The sequence below is a fragment of the Paenarthrobacter sp. C1 genome (genome assembly GCF_049315185.1).
Lineage (GTDB): Bacteria > Actinomycetota > Actinomycetes > Actinomycetales > Micrococcaceae > Arthrobacter > Arthrobacter nicotinovorans.
In genome coordinates this window covers 411944-424407 of the sequence record NZ_CP186052.1, presented here as the reverse complement: position 1 = coordinate 424407, position 12464 = coordinate 411944, and the positions used below count along the sequence as shown (strand labels likewise).

General features: G+C 62.4%; 19 protein-coding genes. 5 read left to right on the top strand and 14 right to left on the bottom strand.

Annotated elements, in window-relative coordinates; genetic code table 11:
- Positions 1–97: 97 nt before the first annotated feature.
- From ACNAOU_RS02160 to ACNAOU_RS02145, 4 genes are all read right to left on the bottom strand, one after another.
- Positions 98–370: a hypothetical protein gene (locus ACNAOU_RS02160; RefSeq protein ID WP_018779525.1), complete on the bottom strand. Its 273-nt coding sequence runs from the start codon at positions 368–370 to the stop codon at positions 98–100.
- On the bottom strand, positions 367–1251 hold the full coding sequence (locus tag ACNAOU_RS02155) for a carbohydrate ABC transporter permease (RefSeq protein WP_018779526.1): 885 nt from the start codon (positions 1249–1251) through the stop codon (positions 367–369). Before ACNAOU_RS02155 ends, ACNAOU_RS02160 begins: the two co-directional genes overlap by 4 nt.
- Before the next feature lies 1 nt (position 1252).
- Complete coding sequence (locus tag ACNAOU_RS02150) at positions 1253–2272, bottom strand: carbohydrate ABC transporter permease (protein WP_026267419.1); 1020 nt, start codon at positions 2270–2272, stop codon at positions 1253–1255.
- Positions 2273–2360: 88 nt separating this feature from the next.
- A complete protein-coding gene (locus ACNAOU_RS02145) occupies positions 2361–3653 on the bottom strand; it encodes an ABC transporter substrate-binding protein (protein ID WP_018779528.1) in 1293 nt (430 codons plus the stop codon).
- Positions 3654–3908: 255 nt separating this feature from the next.
- Here ACNAOU_RS02145 and ACNAOU_RS02140 point away from each other — a divergent pair, with 255 nt between their 5' ends.
- Positions 3909–4310: a helix-turn-helix domain-containing protein gene (locus ACNAOU_RS02140; RefSeq protein ID WP_026267420.1), complete on the top strand. Its 402-nt coding sequence runs from the start codon at positions 3909–3911 to the stop codon at positions 4308–4310.
- A 94-nt stretch (positions 4311–4404) separates the two neighbouring features.
- On the opposite strand, the gene ACNAOU_RS02135 is transcribed toward ACNAOU_RS02140, so the two are convergent.
- Both ACNAOU_RS02135 and ACNAOU_RS02130 read right to left on the bottom strand, forming a co-directional pair.
- On the bottom strand, positions 4405–5373 hold the full coding sequence (locus ACNAOU_RS02135) for a cytochrome c oxidase assembly protein (protein WP_422757912.1): 969 nt from the start codon (positions 5371–5373) through the stop codon (positions 4405–4407).
- A gap of 45 nt (positions 5374–5418) precedes the next feature.
- The gene (locus ACNAOU_RS02130) at positions 5419–5844 is read right to left on the bottom strand and encodes an ArsR/SmtB family transcription factor (protein WP_035734213.1); all 426 of its coding nucleotides are present in this window, start codon (positions 5842–5844) and stop codon (positions 5419–5421) included.
- Between the two features lie 215 nt (positions 5845–6059).
- Here ACNAOU_RS02130 and ACNAOU_RS02125 point away from each other — a divergent pair, with 215 nt between their 5' ends.
- From ACNAOU_RS02125 to ACNAOU_RS02110, 4 genes are all read left to right on the top strand, one after another.
- Entirely contained in the window at positions 6060–6197 is a 138-nt protein-coding gene (locus tag ACNAOU_RS02125) for a hypothetical protein (protein ID WP_156369785.1), read from the top strand.
- The gene (locus ACNAOU_RS02120) at positions 6194–7105 is read left to right on the top strand and encodes a cation diffusion facilitator family transporter (protein WP_018779533.1); all 912 of its coding nucleotides are present in this window, start codon (positions 6194–6196) and stop codon (positions 7103–7105) included. The genes ACNAOU_RS02125 and ACNAOU_RS02120 overlap by 4 nt, the downstream gene beginning before the upstream one ends.
- Positions 7105–7794, top strand: a complete 690-nt coding sequence (locus ACNAOU_RS02115) for a DsbA family protein (RefSeq protein ID WP_422757911.1) — start codon at positions 7105–7107, stop codon at positions 7792–7794. Before ACNAOU_RS02120 ends, ACNAOU_RS02115 begins: the two co-directional genes overlap by 1 nt.
- 117 nt (positions 7795–7911) lie before the next feature.
- Positions 7912–8274, top strand: a complete 363-nt coding sequence (locus ACNAOU_RS02110) for a hypothetical protein (RefSeq protein WP_275777586.1) — start codon at positions 7912–7914, stop codon at positions 8272–8274.
- Between the two features lie 21 nt (positions 8275–8295).
- Here the strand turns inward: ACNAOU_RS02110 and ACNAOU_RS02105 are convergent, their stop codons facing one another.
- The 8 genes from ACNAOU_RS02105 to ACNAOU_RS02070 all read right to left on the bottom strand — a co-directional run bounded on the left by ACNAOU_RS02105 (position 8296) and on the right by ACNAOU_RS02070 (position 12332).
- Entirely contained in the window at positions 8296–8970 is a 675-nt protein-coding gene (locus tag ACNAOU_RS02105) for a DNA alkylation repair protein (RefSeq protein ID WP_275780032.1), read from the bottom strand.
- 41 nt (positions 8971–9011) lie between these two features.
- A complete protein-coding gene (locus ACNAOU_RS02100; RefSeq protein ID WP_422757910.1) occupies positions 9012–9320 on the bottom strand; it encodes a hypothetical protein in 309 nt (102 codons plus the stop codon).
- Positions 9321–9412: 92 nt separating this feature from the next.
- Positions 9413–10024, bottom strand: coding sequence for a hypothetical protein (locus tag ACNAOU_RS02095; protein WP_018779538.1), 612 nt, complete (start codon positions 10022–10024; stop codon positions 9413–9415).
- A complete protein-coding gene (locus tag ACNAOU_RS02090; RefSeq protein ID WP_422757909.1) occupies positions 10021–10668 on the bottom strand; it encodes a DUF6286 domain-containing protein in 648 nt (215 codons plus the stop codon). Before ACNAOU_RS02090 ends, ACNAOU_RS02095 begins: the two co-directional genes overlap by 4 nt.
- Positions 10665–11048: a hypothetical protein gene (locus ACNAOU_RS02085; RefSeq protein WP_018779540.1), complete on the bottom strand. Its 384-nt coding sequence runs from the start codon at positions 11046–11048 to the stop codon at positions 10665–10667. Before ACNAOU_RS02085 ends, ACNAOU_RS02090 begins: the two co-directional genes overlap by 4 nt.
- Complete coding sequence (locus ACNAOU_RS02080; RefSeq protein ID WP_018779541.1) at positions 11045–11236, bottom strand: DUF2273 domain-containing protein; 192 nt, start codon at positions 11234–11236, stop codon at positions 11045–11047. Before ACNAOU_RS02080 ends, ACNAOU_RS02085 begins: the two co-directional genes overlap by 4 nt.
- Positions 11233–11679, bottom strand: a complete 447-nt coding sequence (locus tag ACNAOU_RS02075) for an Asp23/Gls24 family envelope stress response protein (RefSeq protein ID WP_018779542.1) — start codon at positions 11677–11679, stop codon at positions 11233–11235. The genes ACNAOU_RS02080 and ACNAOU_RS02075 overlap by 4 nt, the downstream gene beginning before the upstream one ends.
- Positions 11680–11759: 80 nt before the next feature.
- Entirely contained in the window at positions 11760–12332 is a 573-nt protein-coding gene (locus ACNAOU_RS02070) for a hypothetical protein (protein WP_018779543.1), read from the bottom strand.
- Positions 12333–12464: the final 132 nt, after the last annotated feature.

The following is a 12464-nucleotide window of genomic DNA, read 5'->3' as shown; positions in this document are numbered from 1 at the left end:
ACGGCACCTTCCAGCCTATTCCGCCTGCCTGCTGTTCGCCGATTTCGCACAAGTTATTGCGACGCCGGTCAGGTACTGGTGTTCTCCATGGGCCGCCTCAACCAATCCGCCGTGTCGTCCGGCGCGGTAGCTTGCGCCGCAAGCGGAGCATTCCCCAGAGGGCGAGGACAACGGCCAGGAGCCCCAACGCCCAGCCGAGGGCGGGCTGGCCGGTGACCTCCATCGAGATGGTGGCCACCAGGAGCACCAGGCCCCAGAAGGCGAGGAACCCGATGATGATGTCGAAGTCCTCCGCGGACCGTACCCGTTTGGTGCCCGGGTCGGGCTTCGCTGCGGGGGACTCCCGACGTCGATTTCCGTAACTTGTCACTTGACAGCGCCTGCCGTAAGGCCGGCCACGATCTTGCGCTGGAAGATCAGCACAAGGACAACCAGCGGAATGGTCACCACGGTACCTGCGGCCATAACGGCCGTGTACGGTTCCTGGTGCGGCTGCGCACCGGCAAAGTACGCGATGGCTACCGTGACGGTCTTGGTGGCGTCATTCGACAACTGGCTGGCGATGAGGAATTCATTCCAGGAGGCAATGAACGCCAGGATCGCCGTGGTGAACGTTGCCGGGGCTGCCAGCGGAAGGATCACTTTCCGGAACGCCTGTCCCTGCGTGCAGCCATCGATCCTTGCGGCTTCTTCGAGCTCCCACGGCATCTCGCGGAAGAAGGAGGTCAGCGTGTAGACCGTGAGCGGAAGAACGAAGGAAATGTTCGGAATGATCAGCGCCTGGTAGGTGCCGAACCAGCCGATGTTGGTGAACAACTGGAACAGCGGGGTTACCAAGGCAACGCCGGGGAACATCGATGCGCCCAGGATGAAGCCGAGGACCACGAACTTGAACCGGAAATTCAACCGGGCCAGGGCGTAGGCCGCAAACACACCGACCAGCAGCGCTACGACTGTCGTCACGGCGCCAACGATCAGGCTGTTCAACAGGTTGCGGCCGAAGTGGTTGCCAAGGCTCTCGTCGAACACCGTCGCGAAGTTGTCCCACGTGAAGTGGGTGAAGAACGGCGTGGTGTCGAACGTGTATCCGACGTCGCGGAAAGCGGTGACCAGCATCCAGTAGAAGGGTGCCATGCACCAGACGAGGATGATGGCGGCGCTGATGTAGGTGCGCAGCGACCCCCAGTTGAAGGGCCGTTTGGGCCGTTCCACGGAGTCGGCGGAGGTCTTCGAAGCTGTGGCTGTGCTCATCTCACTTGGCCTTTCCGGAAGATGTGGCCGCGTCCACGGCATTCGCCCCGAGGAAGCGGACGAAGATAAACGCCACGAGGAAGATCACCAGGAATGTAATGGTCGATAGCGCCGCCGCTGTATTGAACCCTTGCCTGATTTGTTGGACAACAAGGATGGACAGCGTGGTGGTGCCGTTCGCGCCCTGGGTCATGATGGCGGGGAGATCGTACATGCGCAGTGCGTCGAGGACACGGAACAGGATGGCCACCATCAGCGCCGGCTTCACCAGCGGCAGGGTGATCAGGCGGAACCGCTGCCAGGTGGACGCGCCGTCAACCTTGGCGGCTTCATAGACTTCGTCCGGAATCAGCTGCAGGCCCGCCAGGATCAGGAGGGCCATGAACGGCGTGGTCTTCCAGACGTCGGCAATGATGATTGCCCACTTGGCCGGCCATTCCGAGCCGGTCCACAGGATCTGGGTACCGAACAGCTTGTTGGCGATGCCTTCGAAAGCGAAGATGAAGAACCAGAGCTTGGCGGTAACGGCCGTCGGGATGGCCCACGGAACCAGGACGGCTGCGCGGATCAGGCTGCGTCCGCGGAAGGCGCGGGCCATGATGATTGCCATCCAGAAGCCAAGAACGGTCTCGAAGGCCACGGTAACCACCGTGAAGAAGAAGGTAGTGCCCATGGAGTCCCAGAACTGGGCTCCGAGTGTGCCCGGAGGGCAGGCCAGCGAGCCGCCGCCGGGAGCCGTGCATTGCTGCAGCAGCCAGTGCGTGTAGTTTTCAAAGCCGGCCGGGCCGCCCTCGGAGAAGAACCCCGTGGCCGGGTCGAGGCCGGAGTCCTTCTGGAAGGACATGATGATGGCGTTGAGCACCGGGTAGATGATGACGATCGCCAGCAGGATGAGCGACGGCGCCAGGAGGGTGTATGCCCAACGGCCCTGCGTAAGCTGCTTCCGGTCGGCGCTTTCGCGACTGGGCATCGTGTGTCCGGAAGCCGCCGTCGCGTCTGGTTTTTGTAGTTCTGTTGACATGTCAAGACTCCTGTCAGGGAGAAGGCCGTGGCCGGCAGTCCGGCTGCCCGCCCCTCAGGGACAGGCAGCCGGACTGTAGCCCGGGTGGTTACTTAGCTCCGGCCGACTCAATAGCCGCTTGCATGTCGGAGATTGCCGCATCCACGGTCTTCTCTCCCTTGAGGGCAGCGTAGGCGTTGTCCTGCACAGCCTTGGTGACGGCGGGGTAGAACGGCGTCACGGGACGCGGAACCGCGTTCTCGATGGACGTCTTCAGCACCGGGAGGTACGGCAGCTTGGTCACGAGTTCCTGATCGTCATACAGCTTGGTCAGGACCGGGGCCAGCGAACCCTGGGTAGCGTAGAAGCGCTGGGTTTCCTCGCTGGTGATGTACTTGATGAAGTCCGCAACAGTTGCCTTGTTCTTGGAGTAGACGCTCATGGCGATGTTGTGGCCACCAAGCGAGGAGGCACCGGGGCCGTCCTTGCCCGGGAGGGGTGCCATCTTGAACGTGTCCTTCACAGTGGAGGAACCGTCGGTCTTGGCCAGGTTGTACACGTAAGGCCAGTTGCGGTGGAACAGCAGCTTGCCGGCTTCGAAGGCCTGGCGTCCCTGCTCTTCCTGGAAGGTGATTGCTTCGGTGGGGATGTTGCCATCCTTGTAGGCGTTCACCAGGTTGGTGAGGCCGGCCTTTGCTTCGCTGGAGTTCACGGCAGCCTTGCCGGAATCATCAACGATCTTGCCGCCTGCCGAGTTGATGGCTTCAGCAGCGTTGACCGTCAGGCCCTCATACTTCTGGAACTGGCCTGCGTAGCAGCCGATGTTGTTCTGCTTGGCGATCTCGCACATTCCCATCATCTCGTCCCAGGTCTTGGGCGGGTTGGGAACAAGGTCACCACGGTAGTAGAGGATGCCGCCATCCGAGCTCTGGGGGGCTGCATACAGGGTGTTGTTGTAGGTTGCGCTCTTGACGGTGGACTCGAGCATCCCGTCCGTGGAGATTGCGGTCTTGTCCTTGAGCGGCTGCAGCCAGCCCTTGGCAGCGAACTCAGCAACCCAAATGAGGTCGACGCTCATGACGTCGTAGTTGGCGTTCTTGGCCTGGAAGTTCTGGACCAGGTCATCGTGCTGCTGGTCGGCCTGGTCCGACTGCTCCTTGAACGTTACTTTCTCGTCCGGATGGGCGGCGTTCCACTTTTCGATGAGGGGCCGGACAACGTTGCTGTTGTCCTTGCCCTGGACGTAGGTGATCGGCCCGCGGCCGTCAAGGTTGTTGGCTGCGTCGCCGCTGGCACCTCCGGAACTGGTGCCGCCGCCACCCCCGCCGCCACCACAGGCGGTCAGGGACAGAGCCAGGACTCCGGCTACAGCTGCCGGAAGCAGGAACTTTTTGGATTTCATGCTGGGAACTCCTCGGTGAGTGGACCAGGTTTTTCCGCGGTGCGGTTGATGTGGTGAGGCTCACAATAGTCACGGGAGGAAGCAAAATGCAAGCGCTTACACGCGTCGTGACCACAACGATACAAAGTAGCCTGATTATTCACGCCCACCACCCTGGAAGCGGGGGCTCTTTCCGCCGACATGGATGCGTTTTGGGATGGTCGCGGCCTTGAGTCGATTTGATTGCCCACTATTGCCTATGGAACAGTGGGAAGCGTGGATGAACTCGAAGCACTGCAGACCATTGGACGGCTCATCAAGGAAGAGCGTCTCGCGCAAGGTCTCAGTCAGGTGCAGCTGGCCAAACAAGCAGGAACCGCCATCAAGACAGTGCGGACACTGGAGTCGGGCACGCGACGCACGCAGGAAATCAACCAACGCAAACTCGAGCATGCCCTGGGTTGGCGTGCAGGATCGGTGTCCGAAGTCCTCAAGGGCAAATCGAACTTCGCACCGGACATGATCACGCCGGACGACATGCGCTCCGGGGACGACTCACGGCAAGGACCACCCCGCATTGCCGTTCCCGCGGCACCCGTCGCCCGGGCCTCACATCTTTCCGACGAGGAACTCCTCGCAGAGCTCACCTACCGGATGATGCACCGCAACAGGGGCTGAATGCCCTGTTCTTCGCCGGCGCTCCTTCATTCCGGCGGATCTTTCTCTGCCGGCGCTCCTTCAGTGTCGGCGCTCCTTCAGTTCCGGCGCTCCTTCAGTTCCGGCGCATCGGACGGTTGGCCAGTTGCTGCAGATATTCGTTGTAGGCGTCCAGCTCAGGGTCGCCGGCCACGGCGGACTTATGGGCGGCCGCAGCCCATCCCCGGGCCTCGTCCCGCTGCCAGCGCACCAGAATGAACATGAGCAGCAGCACTCCCGGCAGTTCCCCGTATGACCAGGCCAAGCCTCCGGCCATGCCCTGGTCCGCCATGGGGTCGAGGCTCCAACTTGCCGGTGGGGTGGCGAAGAATCTGACCATCGGAGCCGTTGCCATCATGATGACCACGCCGAAAAAGGCGTGCAGCGGCATCTCGGCAAAGATGTCGAGCATACGACCGAAGTGCGTCTGCCGGGTGGGCAGCGGGTCTGCCGAGATCAGCGGCACGGTGAACAGGACGCCCGCAGCGAGGAACAGCAGTTCCAGCCCCACGTGCCCGTACCAATTCGGCAGCAGCAGGTCCGCGAGGCCGGAAAAATAGACGCCGTAGAAGCTCAGCAGGAACAGGGGCACCATGAAAGCCGGGTGGATGGCCAATCTGCCCCAGCGTGAACGCAGCCCCCACATGGCCATCCTCAAGACGGGCCGGCCGAAGCGGCCATGAGGGGTTGCCCGCAACAGCAAGGTGCCCGGAGAGCCGATGACCAGCAGCGGAGGCACGGCCATCATCAGGGTCAGCTGTTGGAACATGAAGACGGAGAACATCCGCAGTCCGTAGCCCTCGATCCCGGCGCCCATCACAACCATAATGGCCACGCAGCCGAGCAGGAACGACGCCGTCCTGACCGGCGACCAGTGCCGGCCCTTGCGCCAGAGGCTGATGGCACCGGCGAGGTAGAACACCGCCGCCAGCAGTGCCATGGCTGGAATCAGCGGAACCGGCTGAAGGTTCGGCGCGAGGTACTCACCCAGCGAGGGTGGCAGCGAGGGAAGCCAGACGGGGCCCTCGATTCCAGGCTCGCCCATCTCAGCACGCCCACTTGGTGAACGCGCCGTGTACCGGGGTGCTGTTTAGCCGTTGCTGACCGCTTGGAGCCTGTCCTGGCCCGCGTGTCCGACGTGCGTGAGCCCGAGGTCGAGCAACATCCGCACATGCGAATCCGCCAGGGAGTAATACGCCATCCGGCCGGCCCGACGGACCTGCACTACACGCGGTCCGCGCAGCAGCCGCAGCGCATGGGAGACTCCTGATTCGCTCAGCCCGGTGGTGGCAGCAAGATCGCACACGCACATTTCCCCGTCGAGGAGGGCAATGAGGATCCGCACCCGGCCCGGGTCCGAAAGCAGCCCGAAGATCACGGCCAGATCGTTCACGTCCGACTCGGCAGGCATCCGCGCCCTGACCTCCTCGACCCGGTCGGCGTCGACCACACGGACTGCGCAATCGCTGCCGGCCCGACGTGGCGTCGCCTGCCGTGCCCGTGCTGTTCCAGTCATCCATCAAGACTACCCCTACCTGCGAATGCGTCGCATTTGTCCCGCCCTAAGCGGCCGTCGAAAGGATGACGGACACAGAGTCCGGCCGTGCTTGGTGTGGCCACAAATTAACGTCTGAACAACTCTACATATATTCTGAAGAGGTGCCGGAATGCCTGGCACCTCCCGGCCCCGGGCTGAGGGACCGGGCCGGGGATCAGCACCTAGGAGCCATCGTGACTTTGAAAGCCGCACTTGCAGGAGGCAGCCCGGCCATTTCCCCGGGACTGCCGTTCCTGATCGCGTCGGGCGGGACGGGTGTGATGGCGGACGGTGCTGCTGTCCTGCCCGCCGTCCGGCAGGCCCGCGCATGAGCGGTCACGATCACGCTTCCGAAGCGACTGTTCGGCGCAGCAAACTCATCACGGTCTTCGCCATCACCTTCACTGTGATGATTGCCGAAATCATCGGCTCCGCACTCACTGGGAGCCTGGCGCTGCTGGCGGATGCCGGGCACATGTTCACCGATTCCGCCGGGCTGTTGATAGCGCTCGTCGCCGCGTCGCTGGCCATGAAGCCCGCCACGCTGAAACGGACCTGGGGCTATAAACGCGCCGAGATCATCGCCGCGGCCGGACAGGCGGCATTGCTGCTCGCCGTCGGCGGCTTCGTCATCGTCGAGGGCATCCGCAGGCTCTTCGAACCACCCGAAATCGGCGGGTCCACGATGCTCTGGTTCGGCGTCATTGGCCTGGCCGGCAACGCCGTAGGCCTGGTCATTCTGGCCTCCGGCCGGAACCACAACTTCAACATGAAGGCCGCCTTTCTTGAGGTCCTCAACGACGCCCTCGGATCGGTAGCGGTCATCACGGCGGCCATCGTCATAGCCGTCACCGGCTGGCTTCAGGCCGACGCCGTCGTGTCCTTGATCATCGGCGTCCTGATCATCCCGCGGACCCTGAAGCTGCTCCGCGACACCGTGAACGTGCTGATGGAATCCACTCCCGAAGGACTGGACCTGGCCAAGGTGCGCGACCACATCCTGGCTCTCCCGCACGTCATCGATGTTCACGACCTTCATGCTTCGCTTGTGGCCTCCGGAACTCCGGTGCTCTCGGCGCACGTTGCAGTGGAAGACAGCTGCATGACCGACGGCCACGCGGCCGGCATCCTCGCTCAGCTGCAGGCATGCCTCGCCCAGGACTTCGACATCAGCGTCGAACATTCCACCTTCCAGATCGAACCAGCATCCCACCGCGACCAGGAAAGCATCCACCACTGATGACGCACAGCAAAACACTGCCCCAGCCCATGGACAAGGCAAAGAAGGTCCGGGTATTCATCTGGGTCCTGCTGGCTGTCCTCGTCGCCGTTGGAGTGATCTGGTACACCGTATTTACGCTGAACAAACCCGCTCCGACAGAACCTACGCCTGCTGCTGAAGCCCAAGTGGTCCGTGACGACAGCCATCGAGTCACCTCACCGGCTGTCGAAAAGGCACAACTGGTGGAGTTCCTGGACTTCGAGTGCGAAGCCTGCCTCGCCGCGCAGCCGGTGGTCGAGGAACTGAAGAAGGAATTCGGAGACCGCGTCACCTTCGTCCACCGCTACTTCCCATTGCCGGCACACCGCAATTCGGCCACGGCAGCCCTCGCTGTAGAAGCAGCCGCCCAGCAGGGCAAATATGAGCAAATGTACGCAAAAATGTTCGAAACCCAGGCGCAGTGGGGCGAGAAGACGGAGTCCCAAGCACCCCTGTTCCGCACATTCGCCGGGGAACTGGGCCTCGATCTGAGTGCCTACGACGCTGCTGTGGCGGACGACAAGACCAAGCAACGGATCAAGAAGGACATCGCGGACGGTACAACCCTGGGAGTGAAAGGAACACCGACGTTCTTCCTCAACGGTGAGATGCTCACCCTGGACACCGAGGCACAATTCCGTCAGCTCGTAGCCGATGCCGTGAAATAGCTGACCACCCGCCAAGCGGCCCGTTATCATTGCCCCGGACTGCCCCGGGCAGACGCCCGGGAGCGGCTTAGGCGCCTACCTGTCCCTGGCCAACCAGCAGAATTGCAGAACACTTCGATGAAACTCTTTACAACGCGACTCCTGCGCATCCGCTTGGTGATTGCCGCCGTCGTCCTTTCCCCTGCGGTCGCCGCAGCTCCGGCGCAGGCACACGCCGCCGCGGAAGCGATGTTTCCGGCCAAGGAGACCACCACCGTCCAAAACCCTGCCCAAGCCCGCACCGCGACACCATCGCCGACGCCCGAAGCGACTTCGCCGTCCAGCACCCCTGCCCCGGCGACTGAAACCACACCGGAACAGGTCAAACCCAACGATGACAACGCTCCCCTGGCCGTAGGCATTGCTGCCGCGATCCTGGTTGTCGCCGCCCTTGTCCTCTACATCGCCCAAAAGCGCAGGGACAAGACATCCGCGGCATAGGCACCCGAAGCTGCCCGGGCATTAGTTTCCGGCTTGGCGCCTGACCATTTCATTGATCCAGGCCGGGGCGAACGGAGAAGTGCAGTTGGGTGGCGTTGGATAGTCCTTCAGCACTTCCAACCGCTCGCCGATGTACAGGGCACGCGGACGGTACTCCGGGTGTTCAATCCCAATTTGCGCCAGACAGTTATTCATTGCCCACTGCAGGCGGTCCGGGGCGTCCTTCATTTCTGCTTCGATAATGTCCAGCAGTTTTCCGAGGTCCAGGCCTTCGGGGCGTTTGACCACACGTTCGGCGGTCAGTGCCCAGCCAGCACTGGACACCACAGGATCAGGGTCGGCAAACCATGCCACCCTCAAATCCTCAGCAAACGGGCTTTTCTTGATGACGTAATTGACGAACCAGTCATGTACTTTGGGTCGCTTGGCTTCCCGGAGCATGGCGTCGAGTTCGTTCTTTCCGAAGTCCCTGGGACGGCAGATCAGAAGTGACAGAAGACGCGCAGCGGTGTCGCCCGTGGACCACAGTTCGCGGGACAGATCCTGCTGGATTTTGAGCCTCTTGGCTACAGCACGAAGCTTGCTGAGATTCACCCCGTGATCGTCGCCGTGCTTCTCATTGACCTCGCGGGCCCGGGGATCCTCCAAGGCGGCAAGCTCCGCCAGGACCGCGTCCAGGGAAGATTCGGGCGCCATTGATCCTGCCACTGCTGTCTCCTGTCCTCCGATGGCAGAAACTACTGCTGCTTGCCGTCCTTGAACAGTCCGGCAATCTTAGCGCCGAGGTCCTTCACGTTTTCGGCTACGTCCCCGGCAATTTCCTTTGACTTCTCCGCGACGTCACCGGCCAATTCCTTGGCATTCTCTCCAACGTCACCGGAGAAGAACTCCTTCACGTTCTCTGCGGCTTCACCAGCGAATTCCTTGACATTCTCCACAGCGTCACCAGCAAATTCCTTGGCATTTTCAAGTGCGTCGCCTGTGGCGTTCTTCGCGTTCGATGCCCCGTCATTCACGGCGTCGGCTCCAGTGTTTTCCTCAGTCATGACGAACTCCTCTGTCGGGTTGTGGCTTTGCGCATCAAAGGAGGTTTCCCCCTCTGGCTTCAAACTATTTGCAGCAGCGGAATTACGCAACGTCAGCGCACCCGTTCGGCTTTCGTGAATCTTGAGCGCGCCCCCGAAACCATGTGCACCAGCACCGGTGTCTTCTGTCCGATGACGAGGTCCAGTGCTTCGACCAGTTGTGAGACCTCCGCAGCCAGGAGGTGGGGTGCCACGCCCTGGCGCGGTTGGATGCGTATCCGCAGACCCGGTTGACCCTTGAACTCATAGGTTGCCACTGACACCCCGGCAAGGTCGGTTCTTTCCGTCAACGCAGCCCTCAGTGCCTGTTCGGCGACGCCACCGCCAATCCTGACTTCGCCGTCGACATTGCTGTCATCATCACTGGCGACCAGGAGGTTGGCCCGTCCTTTGCCCTGCTGTGACAGCCACGCAATCATGGCGACGATGAGGGCCACCAGGACCACACCCGCCACAATCCACAGCCAGCTCTCTTCGCGTCCGGGAAACCGCGTCTGCCGGAAGGCATTCTCAGCTCCGGCCCAGACGCCGGCAGCCCATCCATGCCACCAGGCGGCCACTGCAGGGACAGTCGCCAGCAGCAGGAGCAGAAGACCCACCGCCAGGAGTTTGATCCCGATGATGAAGAGCAAGACGCGGTTGAGTGCCCGGGGTGTTCCGTTCACGCCCCAATCACCCCCGACGACGCCAGGTTGACCCGGACCGTGGGCATGGGAACCGGCGACATCTCCTCAAGTTCAGCCTGCACAGCCGCGAGCACGGCGTCGTGGCTCACGCGGCTCCCGGATGTTGGCCGCACATTGACCACCACTGTCTGTCTGGAAACCACCACCATCACCTGCTCCTGGGTAACATTCGCTGCCATCCGGGCACGACGGGCAAGTGCGGAGGCCAGGACTTCGTCGTCAACCACGACGGCGGTCCGCGGGTCCCGGAGCAGATGGCGGGCCCGCCTGCCAGGCAGCACTGCGTGGAGCAGGAAGAACAGCCCTACCATGGCGACCACGGCAGCGCTCGCTCCCAGCAGGAGGGGTGAAATGCCCTCAGGTAGGGCGATGATGCGTTCGGCAGCAGTGGTGGGATCAACCAGCCAAGGAGGCTGGCCGACCGCACGGACTCCGGCTTCCAGCAACGCGTATACGCAGAGAATAATGACGAGCACCGCAGCAATGACGGCGGCGCCGGCCCGTGATGAATGGGTCTCGCGACGGAGGATACGGCTCATCGCGGGGTCCTCCCCCGCCACCGGCGCGGCGTCGTTGTCCAGGCCCACGGCCATGAACTTCCCGGTTTCCTGGTCCTGTGTCATTGAACGCGGCCTCCCTCCCTGACCTGGGCCCCACTGATCCTGATATCCACCCTGCTCAGCTGGGAACCACTGAGCCGGGTCACCGTCTCGAGGACTCTGGATTTGGCAGCTACGGTGCGATCCCAGATGGAGCCCCCGAAACCCTGGACACGCCTGGGATCCCGGAGTACTTCCGTCAAAGCCGGAACGCTGATGGGTGCGACAATCGACAAAGCCAGCAGGCCGTCGTCGTCCGCCCAATCCGCGCGGATGTCGCTGGCCTCAACGCCGAGCGCCTCGGCGGCAGCGGCGCGGGCCAGGGAAGTCAAAGCCTGGGTACTGATCCGGTTATGGCCGGCCAGGCTGGTGGTGGTGTACTCCACAGCCTCAGCCACGCTCATGACGAAGAGCGCCGGCCCGTAATGGCGTCAAGGACACTTCTAAGATCCAGTTTCCCTTCGGCGGCCCGCCCCAACAACGCTCCGATTCCCATGAAAAGCAGTGAGATGAGGAAACCCCACAGCCCGAACGAGAACGACATGAACGCCACGAAGGCTCCGATCGCGATTCCCACTACGGTCATGCTCACTGGAGTGCCTCCCTTTCCACCACGACGGTCTTGGCCCCGGGCTGTTTTGCCGGCGGCGCGATGAAAACGTCGGTAATCTCTATGTTTACTTCGATTACCTGAAGGCCAACCAGTTCTTCGACAGCGCGGTACACCGCCGCCCGGACCTGATTGGCGACGCCATGCAAAGGATGGCCGTAGAGGGCAACCAAGGTGATGTCCACTGCCACTTGGGTTTCGCCCACCTCGGCGCGGACGCCCGCTGCGTGGTCTGAACTGCCGACAGCGTCACGGATCGCGCCAAGAGCGCGGGAAGGACCTGAACCAAGAGAGTAGACACCGGGCACTGTGCGGGCAGCGATACCTGCCACCTTCGCCACCGCGGCCTCGGAGATGATGGTGCGTCCGGTACCGGGAATCTCGCCCCCAGGCACAGGATCCGGCTGCACGTTCTGGACTTCCATGGAGCACTCCCCTTCTCTTGAGTACCACCCTAGCGTCTAGCTACGACGCTTTGGAGACAAGGGGTGCGCGCGGCGGTGCCCTAGGAGCAGTTCTTCTCTGTCCACGTCTGGATGGGCTTCATGAGTTCCTCGAACTGGCCATCGCCGTACTTGCTGAAATCCGACCCCGCGGACTCAGTGAAGGCCCGCAGTTTCTCGAACGACGGCTTCAGCTCTTCCGGCACCTTGCCCTGCATTTTCGACAACTCATCCTTGGCCTTCTGGATGTCCTCAGCATTTCCGCCGGTCATGGCTGCCAGGGGGAGAATGGTGACGCTCAGCATGGTGGCGCTGACAGACAGGCAAGCCTCTGACATTGAGGTGAATTGGCCGTATACACCGTCGGTTCCTGCCGAGCCGTCCGGGCTGGGCGCGCTGGCGGAAGCGGAGCTTGAACCCACTTCCGCGGCGGGGGTTTCGGACGCCGCCGCCGGGGTGTTTTGAGCTGCCGGCGATGGTGAGGAGCAGGCGCTGAGCGTCAGCATTGCGACGAGACCGGCAGCTGCTGCCAGGCGGCCGGAAAAGGACAGGCGTGAACGTTCGATGGCGACCATGAATTCCCCCAAAAAGATGCGTGCGATGACAAGCTGGCAGGCCAAGAATACTTCGGCCATCGCCCCGAGGCCAGAGACGAGTTATCCACAAGGCCCGTTTCCAGACTGGGAGGCGACTGGAAACCCTGCCTAGACTGGCCGACACATCACCTGAAACAGCTGCTGGGGAGCTCGCCATGCCACGCCTTACGT

Coding starts and splice junctions, on each gene's coding strand:
- ACNAOU_RS02110 (WP_275777586.1), top strand. CDS start 7,912: ATGAAACTCTTTACAACGCGACTCCTGCGCATCCGCTTGGTGATTGCC.
- ACNAOU_RS02100 (WP_422757910.1), bottom strand. CDS start 9,320: ATGACTGAGGAAAACACTGGAGCCGACGCCGTGAATGACGGGGCATCG.
- ACNAOU_RS02105 (WP_275780032.1), bottom strand. CDS start 8,970: ATGGCGCCCGAATCTTCCCTGGACGCGGTCCTGGCGGAGCTTGCCGCC.
- ACNAOU_RS02155 (WP_018779526.1), bottom strand. CDS start 1,251: ATGAGCACAGCCACAGCTTCGAAGACCTCCGCCGACTCCGTGGAACGG.
- ACNAOU_RS02075 (WP_018779542.1), bottom strand. CDS start 11,679: ATGGAAGTCCAGAACGTGCAGCCGGATCCTGTGCCTGGGGGCGAGATT.
- ACNAOU_RS02130 (WP_035734213.1), bottom strand. CDS start 5,844: ATGACTGGAACAGCACGGGCACGGCAGGCGACGCCACGTCGGGCCGGC.
- ACNAOU_RS02085 (WP_018779540.1), bottom strand. CDS start 11,048: ATGAGCGTGGCTGAGGCTGTGGAGTACACCACCACCAGCCTGGCCGGC.
- ACNAOU_RS02115 (WP_422757911.1), top strand. CDS start 7,105: ATGACGCACAGCAAAACACTGCCCCAGCCCATGGACAAGGCAAAGAAG.
- ACNAOU_RS02150 (WP_026267419.1), bottom strand. CDS start 2,272: ATGTCAACAGAACTACAAAAACCAGACGCGACGGCGGCTTCCGGACAC.
- ACNAOU_RS02120 (WP_018779533.1), top strand. CDS start 6,194: ATGAGCGGTCACGATCACGCTTCCGAAGCGACTGTTCGGCGCAGCAAA.
- ACNAOU_RS02090 (WP_422757909.1), bottom strand. CDS start 10,668: ATGACACAGGACCAGGAAACCGGGAAGTTCATGGCCGTGGGCCTGGAC.
- ACNAOU_RS02145 (WP_018779528.1), bottom strand. CDS start 3,653: ATGAAATCCAAAAAGTTCCTGCTTCCGGCAGCTGTAGCCGGAGTCCTG.
- ACNAOU_RS02135 (WP_422757912.1), bottom strand. CDS start 5,373: ATGGGCGAGCCTGGAATCGAGGGCCCCGTCTGGCTTCCCTCGCTGCCA.
- ACNAOU_RS02070 (WP_018779543.1), bottom strand. CDS start 12,332: ATGGCCGAAGTATTCTTGGCCTGCCAGCTTGTCATCGCACGCATCTTT.